Consider the following 16,130-nt stretch of genomic DNA (forward strand, 5'->3'; position numbering starts at 1 on the left):
GTCATCATAAGCTTCATACTTAGGGGGATGTATATGTTATTACAAAAAGAAAGAGAAGAAATTGTAGCGTATGGAAAGAAAATGATCTCTAGTGGTTTAACAAAGGGGACTGGGGGTAATATTAGTATTTTCAATCGCGAACAAGGTCTTGTTGCGATTAGTCCAAGTGGTTTAGAGTATTATGAAACAAAACCTGAAGATGTAGTTATATTAAACTTAGATGGTGAAGTGGTAGAGGGAGAGAGAAAGCCATCAAGCGAACTAGATATGCATCTTATTTATTATAGAAATCGTGAAGATATAAATGCGCTTGTGCATACACATTCTCCTTACGCAAAGACGATTGCGTCATTAGGATGGGAGCTTCCTGCTGTTTCATATTTAATTGCTTTCGCAGGCCCGAATGTTCGCTGTGCACCGTATGAAACATTTGGTACGAAGCAATTAGCGGATGCTGCTTTTGAAGGCATGATTGATCGTCGTGCTGTGCTACTTGCAAATCACGGTTTAATTGCTGGTGCAAATAATATAAAAATGGCGTTTACTGTTGCAGAAGAGATTGAGTTTTGTGCTCAAATTTATTATCAAACGAAAAGCGTCGGAGAACCGAAGCTTTTGCCAGAAGATGAGATGGAGAATTTGGCGAAGAAGTTTGAAGGGTATGGGCAGCAGTAGAATGAAACAAAAACACCCTCAAGAAAAGATCTTGAGGGTGTTTTTTACGCTTTCTTAAGCAACAAATACATAAAGTAAGGAGCCCCAATTAAAGCAACGACAATACCTGCTGGGATGCCGTTAGGTTCAACGATGTTTCGGCCAATTGTATCTGCTAATAGCAATAGCCATCCGCCGATTAAAACGGCAATAGGCATGAAAATTTGATGTCTTGGACCTACTAAAGATTTCGCGATATGAGGAGCCATTAGTCCGATAAAGCTAATTCCTCCTGTTACGGAAACAGCTGCAGCTGCAAGCGCAACGGCTGCAACTAATAAGTATCTGCGTTCTTTTTCAATTTCAATTCCAACACCGATTGCGACTGGCTCGTTTAATGCTAGAATGTTTAATCGATTTGCTTTATAGAAAACGAACGGAATTAATACGATTAACCATGGGAGCATTGCTAAAACGAAGACCCAGTCATCTCCCCAAATGTTTCCGGCAATCCACTTGGCGATAAAGTCCACTTTCATACGATCAGCGGATGAAATAAGGACAATCATCATTCCAGATAGTGCAAATGAAAAACCAATACCGGTTAATGTTAGTCGGATTGGCTGAAGCCCAGTTGATTTACTATATGAAAATACGTAAATTAGAACAGCTGTCAGAAAAGCCCCGATAAATCCAACGACTGGTAGTAAGTAAAGAAATGAACCTACATCTATTGGAAAGTATAAAAAGAAAATAGCAACAGCAACACCGGCCCCAGAGTTGATCCCGAGAATACCAGGTTCAGCTAAATCATTTCGAGTAATTCCTTGGAATATAGCCCCTGATAAAGCGAGAGCCATACCAGCTAATAATGTAATCACAATTCTAGGTAGTCTTAAAGAGTATAAAACAAACTCCTCTTTAAAAGTCCCTTGTCCCATTAATGTTGGGAGTAGTCGATCATAAGATAAAGATGCTGAACCAAGTCCCATTCCAACTACAATGGTGGTGATGGTCAGTATTAGTAAAGCGAGTATAATAAGACGTTGTTTTCTTAGAATAGATTGCATCATGAGAATGTTTTTCCTCCTTTACGTACAATGAATAGGAAGAATGGTAACCCTACAATCGCGACAATTGCCGCAACTGGTGTTTCGTACGGAGCGTTAATAGTACGTCCGATTGTATCTGCAAGTAGCATAAAGGAAGCTCCAGCAATTGCTGACATCGGTATAACAAATCGGTAATCTGGACCGACAATTGGGCGTACCATGTGAGGTACCATTAAACCGATAAATGCCATATTTCCAACAAGCGCTACAGATGCACCTGCAAGTAAGATAATAATGATAAATAAAATAGTTTTAATAACAATAATTTTTTGACCAAGTCCAATAGCCACTTCCTCACTGAAACTAAGAACTGTTAATTTTTTTGCTAGTAAGATAGCGATAAAGATACTAATTGAAATGACTGGAATAATAATTTTTAATTGGCTCCAAGTTGTTCCAATTACGCCCCCAGCAGTCCAAAGTGATACATCTTGTGAAATTTTAAAATAAATGCCGATTCCTTCTGAAATTGCGAGTAGAAATGCGGAAACTGCAGCGCCCGCTAATACAATTCGAAGAGGAGAAAGGCCGCCTTTTTTCACCATACCAATTCCAAATACCATGATTGCGCCAATTGCCGCACCGATAAAGCAAGCTAATGTTAAGTAAAGATAGCTGATGGAAGGATTGAAAGCAAGTGTCAGTGCAAGCGCAGCATTTGCTCCACCAGATAGCCCTAATAAACCAGGATCTGCAAGTGGATTTCGTGTTAATCCTTGCATAATCGCTCCAGAAACGGCTAATCCAGCTCCTACAAAAATAGCAGCAACTTCACGTGGTAAACGTATTTCTCGAATAATAGATATTTTGTCTCCTTTAGCGGAGGAAGTGAGTGCTAACCATACATCTTTTATCGAAGTATCTGCAGCACCTAATACCATTGCAACCATAAAAATAAGAAAGAATGCAATTAAGCTTAAAATTAGTTTGTATGTAAAAGCTATAGAACGTGGATTTTCATGATCTTTTGTCATTCGTTTCACATCTTTTCTGTTCATAGAATAAAGGAAGAGGAATTCTTAAATTAAGAATTCCTCATGTTTGTATTATTTACCAAGAAAGTTCTTCTTGAAGAAGTCTAGTTGGAAATCTAATGTAAGTGGATCATTGAAATAGAATTCCATCATGTTTGCTTCATATACGCGATTATTTTTTACTGCTGGGATGTTTTTATATGATTCTGTCTCTTGGAATGAGTTATCAGTCTCTTTATTTTTACTTACGATTAAGTAATCACCAGCAAATTCCGGTAATACCTCAGTAGATAATGCGTAGTAACCTTCTTTTAATGCTTTTTCTTTTACTTTTTCAGGCATTTTTAATTTCATTTCTTGGTACAGGATTTCTGTTCCGCGGCCCCAGTTCTCGCCGTATACATAAAGCTGTTTGTTGAAGTTTTCTACAACAGAAACTGTTGCATCTTCACCGATTTTTGCTTTAATTTCTTTACCAGCTTCTTGTGCACGTTTCTTGAAGTCATCAACCCAAGTTTTTGCTTCTTTTTCTTTGTTTAATAACTTACCAATTTCTAAATGCTGTGTTAAGTAATCAACTTTTCCGTAAGTGTATGTTACAGTAGGAGCGATTTTCTTTAACTTATCGACATTTTTAATATTTGATAAACCGATGATTAAATCTGGATTTAGTTCAGCGATTTTTTCAACATTTTCATCTGATACTTCAGCAACATCTTTAAGTTTGCTATCAAAACGTGGGTTTTGTTTAGACCATGAATCTACCCCAACAAGATTTACATCTAATGACATTACGTTACCAGCGAATGATGATAATACAACAACGCGTTTTGGATTTGCAGGAACTTCTACTTTACCATTTTCAGATTGGTATGTAATTGTTTCTGATTTACTACCTTTTGCATCGTTCTTTTTGTCTGTAGAGCCATTGCTACAAGCACTCATAACAAGAACGAAAAGAACTGTTAGTGAAATAAATAACTTTTTCATCGTCTTTCTCCTTTAACATAGATGATATGTGTATACAATAATTTGTTTAACTGTAATCTTTTTGAAAGAGTAGTGGTAATGCAAAATAATTTATTAAAAATCTTGAATATGAGATTTTATAATATAGTATTAACCATATTAATGAAAGAAGATGTAATCTCAATTTGCTAATTATTAACAAATTGATAATGATTATCACTATTGATTCTTTAAATAATATAATTTTATATAGGTGTATTGTCAATAGTAATTTTGATTGTAAATTTTGCGGAAACAGGTTATATTTTATTGAGAATGATAATCAATGACTAGTAGCTGAGGAGTGACACGAATGAATCAAGAAGAATTGTTTGATGTAACTGTGATAGGCGGAGGACCTGCAGGGCTTTATTCAGCTTTTTATAGTGGACTCAGAGAGATGAAAACGAAAATAATAGAATTTCAACCACAGTTAGGTGGAAAAATACATGTTTATCCAGAGAAGATGATTTGGGATGTAGGAGGGCTGCTGCCAGTTACAGGTGATAAATTAATTGAACAACTTGTACAGCAAGGGCTAACATTTAAGCCAGAAGTGGTATTAAATACAAAAGTAGAATCGATTATTCGTAACGAAGATGGCACTTTTACGTTAAAAGCAAGCAATGGCGAAGAACATTTTTCAAAAACAGTTATCGTCGCAACTGGAAGTGGTATATTGAAACCTCAAAAGCTATCAATTGAAGGTGCTGAGCGATTTGAAGTATCTAATTTAAATTATACAGTGAAATCTTTAAAGCGTTTCAAAGGTAAGACGGTCATTATTTCCGGCGGAGGAAATTCTGCGGTTGATTGGGCAAATGAATTAGAACCAATTGCGAAAAAAGTGTATGTAACATATAGAAAAGAAGAATTATCTGGTCATGAAGCACAAGTAAAACAACTGCTGAACAGCTCGGCGGAGTGTTTCTTTAATACATCGATTACAAAACTCATTGCTGGTGATAATCATGAAGCGATCGAATATGTAGAATTGACAAATCATGAAACAGGTGAGGTTTCTCATTTACCTATTGATGAAGTTATTATTAATCATGGATATGAACGTGACATTACATTATTAGAAAATAGTGAGTTAGACGTTGCGATTATAGATAATTATTATATTGCAGGTAATGCAAATAGTGAGTCTTCAGTAGATGGATTATATGCTGCTGGAGATATTTTAAAGCACGAAGGGAAACTACACTTAATTGCAGGTGCATTCCAAGATGCTGGAAATGCTGTGAATAAAGCAAAGCAATTTATCCAACCAGATGCAAGTGAGTACGGAATGGTTTCTTCTCATAATGAAGTATTTAAGAAGAGAAATCGAGAACTGATTAAACAGATGATGAAATAATAAGGAACAAGTATACCCCCACATACTTCTCTATTCAAATGGATGAGAGATGTACGTGGGGGTTTTCCTGTTTACTATATTTTCAATCATTATAATGACACCGGTTTCATCAGTTCATATGATATGAACATTTTATTGGTAAAGCATCCTAGAAAACAATTTAGCTATGTTTTGCTTACGCAGAACATGGCTAAATTACGCTGTCCCTTTAGCGCGTTCATTAGGAAATGGCATATTTAGTATAGAAGCAATATATTGTTTTCCATGTTTTCGAGCCAATGATTCTAATATTTGACGGACGCGTTTTGTAAGATGGCCTTGTTTTTTGATGGCTTCACAATATGCGTCATAGAAAGCATATTTAGCCCAAAGGAAATCATCTTGTTGGAATAAGAAATGATTTTTGTACCATTCACCAATTGTATGATAACAATTGTTTTCATGTATTGCTGTGCTTTGAGAAAGAAAACGATCAGATAAAGATACATTCAAATGAGAAATTGTGTTTTCTGTTTCAACTTGTAGTGTTTTTTCTAACATTGTAATGATGTGACGAGTAGCCATATGTTAACTCTCCTTTGTGTAAATGGGTAATACCATTCTATATTTAAAAAATTCTTACTATATAATACTATACAATATATGGAATGCATCTACCTGCTTTTTGAACTGCATTTACAAAATCTTTTTTATTTGTTTACAAAAATAAAGTAAAGTAAGATACAGTATAGATGAAAAAATAATAAAGGAATGAACGCATTGTATATAACAGTAGAAGAGACTGCGGAGTATTTGAATTTACCGAAATCGTATATTGAAGAGTTAATTCAGCAAAAGAAAATTCGTGCGCTATTCGATGGAGAGCAATATTTAGTAAATAAAGAACAATTCAATACACATTTAGAACAAATGGAGAAATATAAGCAGTTAGTGGAAGAAATATTAAATGAACCAATTTCAGAAGATATGGATGTTAAAGACGAAGACTAAACTTTGGGAAATCCCGTATGAAGATATGCAGAAATGTATCTTCATACGGGATTTTTGTTTAAATGTATCAAAATCCTAATGGGCACGCAGAATTTCTTATATTTTTGATAGGTAGTAGTCTACCATGTTAAAAGCATATTTTTTTCTAGCTAGGACAAACATAGAGAACGTAACCTGTACAGATACATATACTATCAGTGCAAAAGCTTATAAATTAATGGAAGGGGTTTTCTCGTGAGTTTATTTCATTGTGATTTTCTGAAAGACTTAATTGGATCTTTTGTGAGAGTAAACAGGGGTGGTCCAGAATCTCAAAAAGGAACAATAATATCAGTATGTCCGGACTACTTCGTATTGAAGAATGAAAAAGGTGAGCTTTATTACTATCAACTTAGCCATCTGAAAAGTATTACGAAAAATGCAAAAGACTGTGGATCAAGTGATTGTGATTGGGAAGATTGCGAATGTGCAGACGACTTTGAAGCACTACTTCTAAGCTTCAAATATTGCTGGGTGAAAATTAATCGCGGTGGTCCAGAGAAAGTGGAAGGCATTTTACAAGATGTTTCTTGTGACTTCGTTACATTAATTGTAAAAGAAGAAGTTATATTAATTGCAATAAAGCATATTAAAAGTGTTAACTATAATGCATTAGCATGCGGAGAGAGCGATGAGAGCGAAGATAGTAATAGTAAGGAAAGTAGTAGCGATAATTCAGGTCGAGCTCGCGCACAAAGACAGTCAAGTAGAGGAAGATAATAAGAAAGGAGGATACAAATTTGGAAAGTATATTATGCTGTGAGCAAATTAAATGCTTAGTCGGTGAGACTGTAAAAGTAAATCTTCGTGGACCAGAGAGTCGAGTGGGGGTACTTGTATCGTTAGGGAGAGATTACCTTACATTACAACTTCCTCTTGGTGAATTAGTATATTACCAATTGAAACATGTGAAGAGTCTAGCTAAGAAAGTGAAAGAAAGTAAATGTGGCGATTCCTATGTTTCATGTTTCTGCTCTGATGATGATACTTTTGTCGATGTATTACGTGACTTGAAGTATAAGTGGGTAAAGATTAATCGTGGCGGTCCAGAATGTGTGGAAGGATTATTAAGTGAAGTGCATGAAGAATGTATTACACTAGTAAACTGCGATGAAGTCATTTATATCATTAATTATCATATTAAGAGTGTGAGTCAAGTAGTGAAATGTAAAAAGAATGAAGATGAATAATGTTTAATAAATAAGAGGGGCATTATGAGGGAAAGAGAAGAACAATTTCTTATTTCGATAGTATGAAAAGGAATTACTTACTATTAAGACAAAACATTGCCCTGATTATTTTTTTTGAAACGGAAGATAGGAAAGCTGATATTCATAGGAAGGAGGATATAGATGAATGAGTTGAATAAAAGTATTGGAGAAAATATATATGTTAAATTAATCGGTGAAAAAAGATTTAAAGGTGTATTAATTGATGTAGGAAATGATATCGTTGTTCTTTACAATGGACAAGATTACGTATATATATCTTTATATCATGTACAATACTATAAATTTTTAAGACCATATGACGAAGAAATATCAAAACCAGATGTTGATTCTGTAATTAAGAGGGAATCCCCTTCAATTTCTTTGAGAAAAGTATTAAGTACTTCTAAAGGTATTTTTACAGAAGTTTATGTAGCAGGAAATGCTCCAATACATGGTTATGTTACAAGTGTGATGAACGATTATATTGTTTTTTATAGTCCGGTTTATAAAACGGTATATATATCTTTAAAGCATTTAAAATGGTTAATTCCGTATAAAGAAAACCAAGTACCGTATGCCCTCAATAAAAATGAACTCCCCGTAAATCCGTTAAATATTACGTTAGCTAGAACGTTTGAAGAACAGCTTATTAAAATGACAGGGAAAATTATGGTGTTCGATTTAGGTGAGGAGTCCAATAAAATTGGAAAAATGGCGAAAATTGATGAAGGTCATATTGAAATATCAAAAGCACGTGATGCAAAAATGTATGTGAATATTCAACATGTAAAATCCGTCCATTGTCCGTAGATTAGTTGGAAGGGCTGGCTTTTTCTTTTATATGCAGAAGAAAAGGTCGAGCCTATTTATTTAGTTTAATTTGGATATGAGGGGAAAAATGAATTGAATATAAATATATTATAGTGTGATCTTTTAAAAATAATTTTGCACTACTTTATAAAGAAATATGTACGAGCTATCTTTTTATGTATTCAATTTATTTTTTGAGGAGGAGCTGCTCAACTAATTTATTAAAGGGGTTTTGTTTGTGGAGCAGTTTCCGAATTCGTTATCAATTACATTGCTTGGTAGTGCTGGTGGAGCAGCAAAAGCAGTTTTAGCAATTTTAAATCAAGCGATAGCAAATGAAAAAGATCCAATTTATGAAGTATTAAAGAATGCCAAATTTCATTTGGTGGATATAAAACAAAAAGATAGGACTTATTATGATGAGTTGTTTTCGAATTTGAAAGGTCGCTTATATTTATATGAAATAAACCTTCAAAATGTAGTGGAATTTAAACAACATTTAAAAGAAAAAAGAACGAGTGTTGTGATTGATGTTTCAGGAGCAGATACAATTAGAGTATTAAGCTGCTGTAATGAACTAGGAATTTGTTATATTAATTCAGCCTTGGAAAATGAGGCCGTAGATCAGGACGATAGCTTAATCGGCTTTCAGCTTACGGAAAGATATACAAGGTTTGAGAAGGAGAAAGAGAAATTTACAAATACAAAAGCGATTATAGGTTCAGGTATGAATCCAGGTGTTGTTCAATGGATGGTTGTTGAACTTATGAAGGAACGACCAAATGAAAGGCCAAGAGCATGTTATATTGTAGAACATGACACGTCGTTTTTGAATGATATAGCGCTTATAAAGCCACATACACTTTATGCTTCATGGGCAGTAGAGCGATTTTTAGATGAAGCAATCTGGAGTTATCCGATGTATATGAGTCAACATCGTCCTCTTTACTTTTATGAAGATGTATATGCTTCAGAGTATAAAGTGAAGTTGGGAGAAAAAGAATTCTATGGTTGTTTAATGCCACATGAGGAAGTATTAATTTTAGGGAAAAACTTTAATATGGAAGTTGGTTTTCTTTACCGAATTAATGAGTATACAACAAATATAATTAGACAGAATTTAGACCAAGTAGAAGATTTATGGAACTGGAATCGTAAAGTGTTTAATCCAGCGGAAGAAGAGGTTGCTGGAGAGGACTTGGTCGGTGTGTTACTCGTTTATGAAAATAGTGAGACATATATGTATAATGTGATGAATAGTAGCCAAGTTTTTCGTAAATATAAAACGAATGCAACGTATTTTCAGGTAGGGTGCGGGATTTATGCGGGCTTGTCCAGTTTACTTTTAGATCGCTTTGAACAAGGTGCTTATTACGTCGAGGAGTTGTTATTAAATACAGAAAGTAAGTACGGTGAGTATTTAAATTTATATATGAAGGATTTTGTAATGGGGCATAATAATTTTACTGATGGATTGTTACATGACAGGGTAAGATGGGTGTAATTTGTTACCAAAAGGAAGGAGAGATCTCCTTCCTTTTAGTATTATAAGGTTAAATATTGCCCTGAAAGCAATTTCATACTTATACTTTAAGGAGATAACAATGAAAGTTTTTTGTATCGATCAAGGGGAGTTTTTATATGAACAAATACAAGAGCTTGATTTATGAAGAAAGAAGAGCCTTAAAGGTATTTATATTATTATTCTATATTATATTCTTTTTATATGACGCTATATATTATTTTGTGTATCCTGCTATGAATATTAGTGGAACAGCGGTAGGTTGGCCAGAAGGTAGTCTTGGGATAGGTGTGCCTATATTTGTAATAGCAATATTTCCTATTTCTATATACCTTCAAAAAAGAGGGTATGTATATTCTGTAAAATATTTATTTTTATTTGGGTACATGTTTATCAATCTTGTTAATAATTTAATGATTTATTTGCGAACGGATAGACCTTTTGAACATGGTAGTATGGTAGAAATGTTATTAATTTTATTTGCCCCAGTTTTCGTGAATAGAAAATACTTTTATTTAGTTTCCTTTAGTGTAATTGGAAAGTACGTATTTTTCACATTGCTATTACAAGATTTAAAAGTGGTAATTCCACTTGTTTTATGTGTATTCTATTTCATTATTTCACATTCTTTATTAAAACGATTTCAATCTTATGTAAGAACAGTGGTTGAAATGATGAACAATATGAAAGAGACGGAAAATTTAGCTGTGATTGGAACTATGTCTACAACAATTGCCCATGAAATTCGAAATCCGTTAACAGCGTTAAAAGGGTTTACGCAAATGCAAAAAGAAAGAAATCCAGCTGATACGATGAGCTACGACATTATGTTACAAGAAATTGAAAGGGTTAATGGATTTGTTAGTGAATTGATGTTGTTAGGAAAACCAAAGCCAACAAATTATGAAAGGTGTAATATACGAGACATCCTTCTATATGTTGTGCATCTAATGGAAAGTTATGCAATGCAATATAGAGTTAAATGTCATTTACAAGTAGATGGGAATTTACCGGCTATAAACGGTGATGATAAGCAATTAAAACAAGTGTTATTAAATATCATTAAAAATGGAATAGAATCAATGCCAGAGGGCGGAGAAATTCATATCCGTGCATATCAAAAAACGCAAGGACATTTGTGTATTTCTGTTGAAGACCAAGGATTTGGTATAGAGAATGAAAAGTTGGAAAAAATCGGCAAGGCATTTTACACAACAAAGGAGACTGGTACAGGACTTGGATTAATGATTACATATAAAATTATTAAGGAACATCAAGGGAGTATCACAATCCAAAGTAGTCTAGGAGTAGGAACGAAAGTAGAAATTTTTCTGCCGACCGTTTAATGTATTGGGAGAAAAGATTTTTCAGAAAAGTGTTCTTGTTGTGTAAATATAAACATTTTATAAAATGTTTCAAGAAGGGTTTTTTTTATAAAATACTTCGTTTATAATGGAGGAAAATATCGACATGAGATTGATTACTCATGTAACGGTTCAGTAGTGTTATGAAAAGATAAGAAGGGGTGCACGCGCATCCTTTTTTCTATGCAGATATTATGAAAGAGGTGGTATGATGGAATTAACATTAAATTCGACTGTATGTTTACACACGATTCAATTTCGAAAAGAGCAAAAGAATTATATTGTAAAAGATACAATTACAGGAGAAAAATATGAAATGCCGCCACTTTGGATTGATGCATTGGCAATGATGCGTGACGGTTTTTTATTGGGAGAAATTGAGGAGAAATTAAAAGAAGAGTATCCATCTGAAGAAGTGAATATGTTAGCATTCACGAGGCAACTGTTAGAACTAGAACTTGTTGAAATGGTAGATGGAGAAGAGATAGCTTGCACAAAGAAGAAAGAGATAGATTGTTTAGCTTGGGTGCGTCCCCGTGTGGAACAATTCTTTCTTAATTTAAATAGAAAATATAGAAGCAAAGACCAGTAGTGGCCTTTGCTTTTTTTAATCCCGCTATTTGCCGGGCAGTAAGACCCCCACCTTAAAATTCAGCGGAAGCAAAGAAGTTAGGTGTGGGATGAACAAAACCCCCACTGATTAAAGGTTCACTTTATAGGTTGTGTTTAAAATATAACAGCAAATGCTCTTGCGAAAGCACCGTCACTATTTTTAATTTTTAAAGGTGCGGCTGAGAAAAAGAAACGTTTTGTTTCGATAGCATCTAGATTTGTTAAGTTTTCAATTAAGTAAATATTATTCCCTAGTAATATGTGATGAATCGGTGATGTTTCTGTTGTGACTTCATCAGGAGAAATGAAATCTAAACCGATAGATTTTACTTTTAATTGAACTAATTCTTCAGCTAATTCTTCAGAAAGATAAAATGCTTCTTTCTCATAAGCTTCTGTATTCCATTTGGTGGATAGATTAGAATGAAAAATAACAATATCACCTTCTTTTATGTCAGTATTATGCAATACTGCCTTAGGTAATTTTCGCTCTTGAATATGTGTTACATCTATAAGAACAGCTTCACCTACAAATTGATCCAGCGGTAATTGATCGATGGTCGTTGCGCCTGAAATAAAATGCGCAGGAGCATCACAATGCGTGCCAACATGAACGACAGAATGAAAATCTGTAACTTGATAGCCTGATTCTTCAACACTTGTAACAGCTTCTAGTTGTATTTTAGGTGTTCCAGGAAATTGAGACATATTATTTTCAAATGTTTGCGATAAATCAATTACTTTCATTTTACATACCTCCAATATATATTTTTCAAATAATAAAAAGCTCACCCTTCAATATCAAGAAAGGTGAGCTTTACATGCTAGTTGAGTTTTATCTTCCAAAATGCAATGCATTTTGCAGGAATTAGCACCTATTCAGTTTGTATAAACTGAGGTTGCTGGGCTTCAAAGGGCCGGTCCCTCTGCCTCTCTTGATAAAGAAGTATTCAGTTTTTTTGAAAACGGAATTTTCCGATAGTTAAATTGTAATTCATTTCCTTTTTTCGTGCAATACAAAATAGGTATTCACCCAAATAAAGCTGCTCGCATATTGTAGGTTATGTAAATAGAATGCTGCGAAGGAGTGAGTGCAGTGACAGGAAATGTATTAAATTATTATGCTGGTGGTAATACAGCTAGGGGATTTCACAATTTATACGAAGAGAATTTAAAAGGATTAGACAGATTATTTATCTTAAAGGGTGGCCCAGGAACGGGAAAATCTTCTTTAATAAAGGCAATAGGTCGTGAATGGATTGAAAAAGGATATGATATTGAATTGTTACATTGTTCTTCTGATAATAAATCGGTTGATGGTGTAATTATCCCAAAATTAAAAGTAGGAATTGTTGATGGGACATCGCCGCATGTTATTGAGCCAAAAATGCCAGGAGTTGTTGAAGAGTATATAAATTTAGGAATTGCTTGGGACTCAGATAAACTAAGAAAGCAGAAGTTAGAAATTGAAAGATTTGTTTCAGAAGCAAGCAAAGCTTTTCAGTCTGCTTACGCACGTTTTAAAGAGGCATTGGTTATACATGATGAGTGGGAGAAGATATATATTGATAATATAGATTTTAATAAAGCAAATGAACTAACCAATCAGCTAATCCAGAAATTATTTGCAGATAAAAGCGGGAGACAATCGCTTGTAAAACATCGTTTTTTAGGAGCTGCTACACCGAAAGGAGCAGTTGATTTTGTTCCTAATTTAACAGAAGGGTTACCACATCGTTATTTTATAAAAGGGCGCCCAGGCTCTGGAAAATCAACGATGCTCAAAAAGTTAGCTAAGGCAGCTGAGGAAAAAGGGTTTGAAGTTGAAGTATATCATTGCGGATTTGACCCGAATAGTCTTGATATGGTTATCGTAAGAGAATTAGGATTTGCAATTTTTGATAGCACCGCACCACATGAATATTTTCCAAGTCGCGAGGGTGATGAAATTATTGATATGTATGCCCTTATTGTTACGCCAGGGACGGATGAGAAATATGCGAAGGAAATTCGTGATGTCTCCATTCAATATAAAGCAAAAATGAATGAGGCGATGTCTTTCTTAGCGAAAGCAAAATCGGTTCGTGATAAATTAGAACGAATTTATATTGCTGCTATGGATTTTTCAATAGTAGATGCATATAAAGAGGAGATTCAAAAAGAGTTTGAACGAATTGCTGCTACTGTAATTGAAAAGCAACAATAGACGTTTCATTAGGCTGTCAGTAATTTCTGACAGTTTTTTTAGTATGTAGTAAAATTAATAGTGTATTGTCGAATTTCCAAGGAAATAATCAAAAAATGGAGTTGTTATGAAATGAGAGAGAAAATCGAGTTGGAGTTAGAAAGAATTGAAAAAGAGAATGATGTGAAAATTTTATTTGCGGTGGAATCAGGGAGTCGTGCTTGGGGGTTTCCATCGAAAGATAGCGATTATGATGTTAGGTTTATTTATATACATCCAGTAGAATGGTATTTATCAATTCATGATAAACGAGATGTAATTGAATATCCAATTAGCGATGATTTAGATATAAGTGGTTGGGATATTAAAAAGGCATTGCAACTATTCGCGAAGTCGAATCCTGCTTTACTTGAGTGGATTCGATCACCAATTTTTTATTCGAAAAACTCTAATTTTCCAGAACTACTTCAACAGATGAGTGAGAAGAATTTTGATCCAAAAGCAACGATATATCATTATTTACATATGGCGTCGAAAAATTATCGTGAATTTTTGCAAGGTGAGAATGTAAAGCTGAAAAAGTACTTTTATGTATTACGTCCCATTTTAGCTTGTAAGTGGCTAGAAGAGAAAACGACTTTACCTCCTGTAGAATTTGACCGATTGATTACAGAATTATCATTAGAACGTAGCGTATTAGATGAAATTGAAAAGTTGTTAATAAAGAAAAAAGCAGGTACTGAATTAGATGTTGGATTGAAAATTAAGGTGCTAAATCAATTTTTAGAAGAACAAATTCATTACTATCAGGAATATGTAAAAGGAATTGAAAAGGGATCAGGAATCGATATTGAGAGTTTAAATACATTGTTTCGAGATATGTTGTTTGAAGCATATGAAAAAGAGCACAAGTAAGTTTGTGCCCTTTTTATTTTGTAGGAATGAAGAAAACAGATATAGCTGCGATAAGACCTGCAAAGGAGAATAAGTAAAAATTCCATGCTAAGTCATATTGCATTGTCATAATAATACCGACAAGAATTGGGCCAGCAATTGCACCAACTCGGCCAAGCCCCAGTCCCCAGCCTAAGGAGGTAGCTCGGATATGTGATGGGAAGTATTGTGTTACATATGCATTTAATATTTGAGTAATACCGACTGATCCAATACCAGCAAGGCCAATTAAAAGATAAATGATTGTAACAGATGGTTTGATTGTTAATAGTCCGATACATATAGCTGCCATAAGATAAGAGATGCTAATAACAATTTTTGCTCCTATACGATCAGCAATTGCTCCAGCGAATAATGCGCCGATAGCTGCGGTAATATTTAGCATAAGTAGAAATGACAGACTAGACCCAAGAGGATATCCTGCCTGGCGCATCATCTGTGGTAACCAAGTGTTTAAACCGTATATTAAAAACATTCCCATTATATAAGTGATCCAAAAAAGTAGCGTTGCTTTTATGTATTCTTTTGAGAATAACGTAGTAAATCCATTTTTCTTTTGTATAGTAGATGGAGCTTGATGAGTTTTATTTTTCACATGAAATTCAATTGGAAAACGATTAAGAATTTGGTTCACTTCTTCTTGGCGATTACGTGATAATAAAAATTGAATGGACTCAGGTAAATAGCGAATAATGAAAGGAATGAGGAGTAGTGGAATCATTCCGATACCAAACATAATTCTCCATCCGAAATCTTCTAACATAAATATAGACAAAATAGCACCTAACACGATACCTAAAGGATAGCCAGTAAACATAAGAGCATAAATAAAAGATTGCCTTTTTTTGGGTGAATATTCAACAGTAAGTGCTGAAGCTGTTGGGATAACACCGCCTAATCCGATTCCTCCTATAAATCGAGATAATCCAAATAACTCAGGAGAAGGAGCGATAGCCGCTAAACCCATTGTGATAGAAAAAAGTGCTAAACAGCATATAAGCGTCCATTTACGTCCAATTAGATCTGTAATCGTTCCAACTAGAATAGCCCCAATAAACATCCCAAATAAAGCATAGCTTGCAATTGTGCCAGCGTGCGATGGTGATAGCGCCCAGCTTTTGTCTTCTAGGAGCTTTGGTAGAACGGCACCGTAAATACCTAAATCATATCCATCAGCTAAAATGGCTAGCCAACAAATAAAAACAACAAGTTTTGTAATAGAGCTTGAAAAGATAGTTTCTGTAGATTCTAGATGAGGTGGAGCTGAAGGTTGCATAATATTCCCCCCCTTTTTAATTTGTAGATGAATATATTATTTCATTTAATGTTAAT

General features: G+C 34.3%; 17 protein-coding genes and 1 riboswitch. Of the genes, 11 read left to right on the forward strand and 6 right to left on the reverse strand.

What is annotated here, in order from left to right:
* Positions 1–33: 33 nt before the first annotated feature.
* On the forward strand, positions 34–675 hold the full coding sequence (locus NZ044_RS02210; protein WP_000926560.1) for an L-fuculose-phosphate aldolase: 642 nt from the start codon (positions 34–36) through the stop codon (positions 673–675).
* Between the two features lie 44 nt (positions 676–719).
* Here the strand turns inward: NZ044_RS02210 and NZ044_RS02215 are convergent, their stop codons facing one another.
* From NZ044_RS02215 to NZ044_RS02225, 3 genes are read right to left on the reverse strand one after another with little or no spacing between them, the layout of a single operon-like run.
* Positions 720–1,727, reverse strand: a complete 1,008-nt coding sequence (locus tag NZ044_RS02215) for a FecCD family ABC transporter permease (RefSeq protein ID WP_000983742.1) — start codon at positions 1,725–1,727, stop codon at positions 720–722.
* Complete coding sequence (locus NZ044_RS02220; RefSeq protein WP_002153558.1) at positions 1,724–2,764, reverse strand: FecCD family ABC transporter permease; 1,041 nt, start codon at positions 2,762–2,764, stop codon at positions 1,724–1,726. Before NZ044_RS02220 ends, NZ044_RS02215 begins: the two co-directional genes overlap by 4 nt.
* A gap of 48 nt (positions 2,765–2,812) precedes the next feature.
* A complete protein-coding gene (locus NZ044_RS02225; protein ID WP_000732570.1) occupies positions 2,813–3,730 on the reverse strand; it encodes an iron-hydroxamate ABC transporter substrate-binding protein in 918 nt (305 codons plus the stop codon).
* A gap of 331 nt (positions 3,731–4,061) precedes the next feature.
* Here NZ044_RS02225 and NZ044_RS02230 point away from each other — a divergent pair, with 331 nt between their 5' ends.
* Positions 4,062–5,111, forward strand: coding sequence for an NAD(P)/FAD-dependent oxidoreductase (locus NZ044_RS02230; protein WP_001070938.1), 1,050 nt, complete (start codon positions 4,062–4,064; stop codon positions 5,109–5,111).
* Between the two features lie 195 nt (positions 5,112–5,306).
* Here the strand turns inward: NZ044_RS02230 and NZ044_RS02235 are convergent, their stop codons facing one another.
* The gene (locus tag NZ044_RS02235) at positions 5,307–5,675 is read right to left on the reverse strand and encodes a hypothetical protein (RefSeq protein ID WP_000235474.1); all 369 of its coding nucleotides are present in this window, start codon (positions 5,673–5,675) and stop codon (positions 5,307–5,309) included.
* 186 nt (positions 5,676–5,861) lie between these two features.
* Here NZ044_RS02235 and NZ044_RS02240 point away from each other — a divergent pair, with 186 nt between their 5' ends.
* The 7 genes from NZ044_RS02240 to NZ044_RS02270 all read left to right on the forward strand — a co-directional run bounded on the left by NZ044_RS02240 (position 5,862) and on the right by NZ044_RS02270 (position 11,639).
* Complete coding sequence (locus NZ044_RS02240) at positions 5,862–6,101, forward strand: helix-turn-helix domain-containing protein (RefSeq protein WP_340949518.1); 240 nt, start codon at positions 5,862–5,864, stop codon at positions 6,099–6,101.
* A gap of 234 nt (positions 6,102–6,335) precedes the next feature.
* Positions 6,336–6,860, forward strand: a complete 525-nt coding sequence (locus NZ044_RS02245; protein WP_000051518.1) for a hypothetical protein — start codon at positions 6,336–6,338, stop codon at positions 6,858–6,860.
* 20 nt (positions 6,861–6,880) lie between these two features.
* Positions 6,881–7,330 (forward strand): hypothetical protein, encoded by a 450-nt coding sequence (locus NZ044_RS02250; protein WP_000443833.1) that lies wholly within the window; start codon positions 6,881–6,883, stop codon positions 7,328–7,330.
* A 162-nt stretch (positions 7,331–7,492) separates the two neighbouring features.
* Entirely contained in the window at positions 7,493–8,161 is a 669-nt protein-coding gene (locus NZ044_RS02255; protein ID WP_001004281.1) for a hypothetical protein, read from the forward strand.
* Positions 8,162–8,399: 238 nt separating this feature from the next.
* A complete protein-coding gene (locus NZ044_RS02260) occupies positions 8,400–9,665 on the forward strand; it encodes a hypothetical protein (protein ID WP_000434723.1) in 1,266 nt (421 codons plus the stop codon).
* 137 nt (positions 9,666–9,802) lie between these two features.
* Positions 9,803–11,029: an ATP-binding protein gene (locus NZ044_RS02265; RefSeq protein WP_001046097.1), complete on the forward strand. Its 1,227-nt coding sequence runs from the start codon at positions 9,803–9,805 to the stop codon at positions 11,027–11,029.
* A 229-nt stretch (positions 11,030–11,258) separates the two neighbouring features.
* Complete coding sequence (locus tag NZ044_RS02270; protein ID WP_000424116.1) at positions 11,259–11,639, forward strand: hypothetical protein; 381 nt, start codon at positions 11,259–11,261, stop codon at positions 11,637–11,639.
* A gap of 134 nt (positions 11,640–11,773) precedes the next feature.
* Here the strand turns inward: NZ044_RS02270 and NZ044_RS02275 are convergent, their stop codons facing one another.
* Complete coding sequence (locus tag NZ044_RS02275) at positions 11,774–12,406, reverse strand: cyclase family protein (protein WP_000862976.1); 633 nt, start codon at positions 12,404–12,406, stop codon at positions 11,774–11,776.
* An 85-nt stretch (positions 12,407–12,491) separates the two neighbouring features.
* Positions 12,492–12,604: riboswitch (SAM riboswitch) on the reverse strand.
* 151 nt (positions 12,605–12,755) lie between these two features.
* Here NZ044_RS02275 and NZ044_RS02280 point away from each other — a divergent pair.
* Positions 12,756–13,865 (forward strand): PRK06851 family protein, encoded by a 1,110-nt coding sequence (locus NZ044_RS02280; protein ID WP_000147466.1) that lies wholly within the window; start codon positions 12,756–12,758, stop codon positions 13,863–13,865.
* 111 nt (positions 13,866–13,976) lie between these two features.
* On the forward strand, positions 13,977–14,759 hold the full coding sequence (locus NZ044_RS02285) for a nucleotidyltransferase domain-containing protein (protein WP_001208229.1): 783 nt from the start codon (positions 13,977–13,979) through the stop codon (positions 14,757–14,759).
* Positions 14,760–14,772: 13 nt separating this feature from the next.
* On the opposite strand, the gene NZ044_RS02290 is transcribed toward NZ044_RS02285, so the two are convergent.
* On the reverse strand, positions 14,773–16,074 hold the full coding sequence (locus tag NZ044_RS02290; protein WP_001183099.1) for an MFS transporter: 1,302 nt from the start codon (positions 16,072–16,074) through the stop codon (positions 14,773–14,775).
* Between the last annotated feature and the right edge of the window lie 56 nt (positions 16,075–16,130).

Source organism: Bacillus sp. FSL K6-1338 (genome assembly GCF_038006965.1).
Taxonomy (GTDB): domain Bacteria; phylum Bacillota; class Bacilli; order Bacillales; family Bacillaceae_G; genus Bacillus_A; species Bacillus_A thuringiensis_S.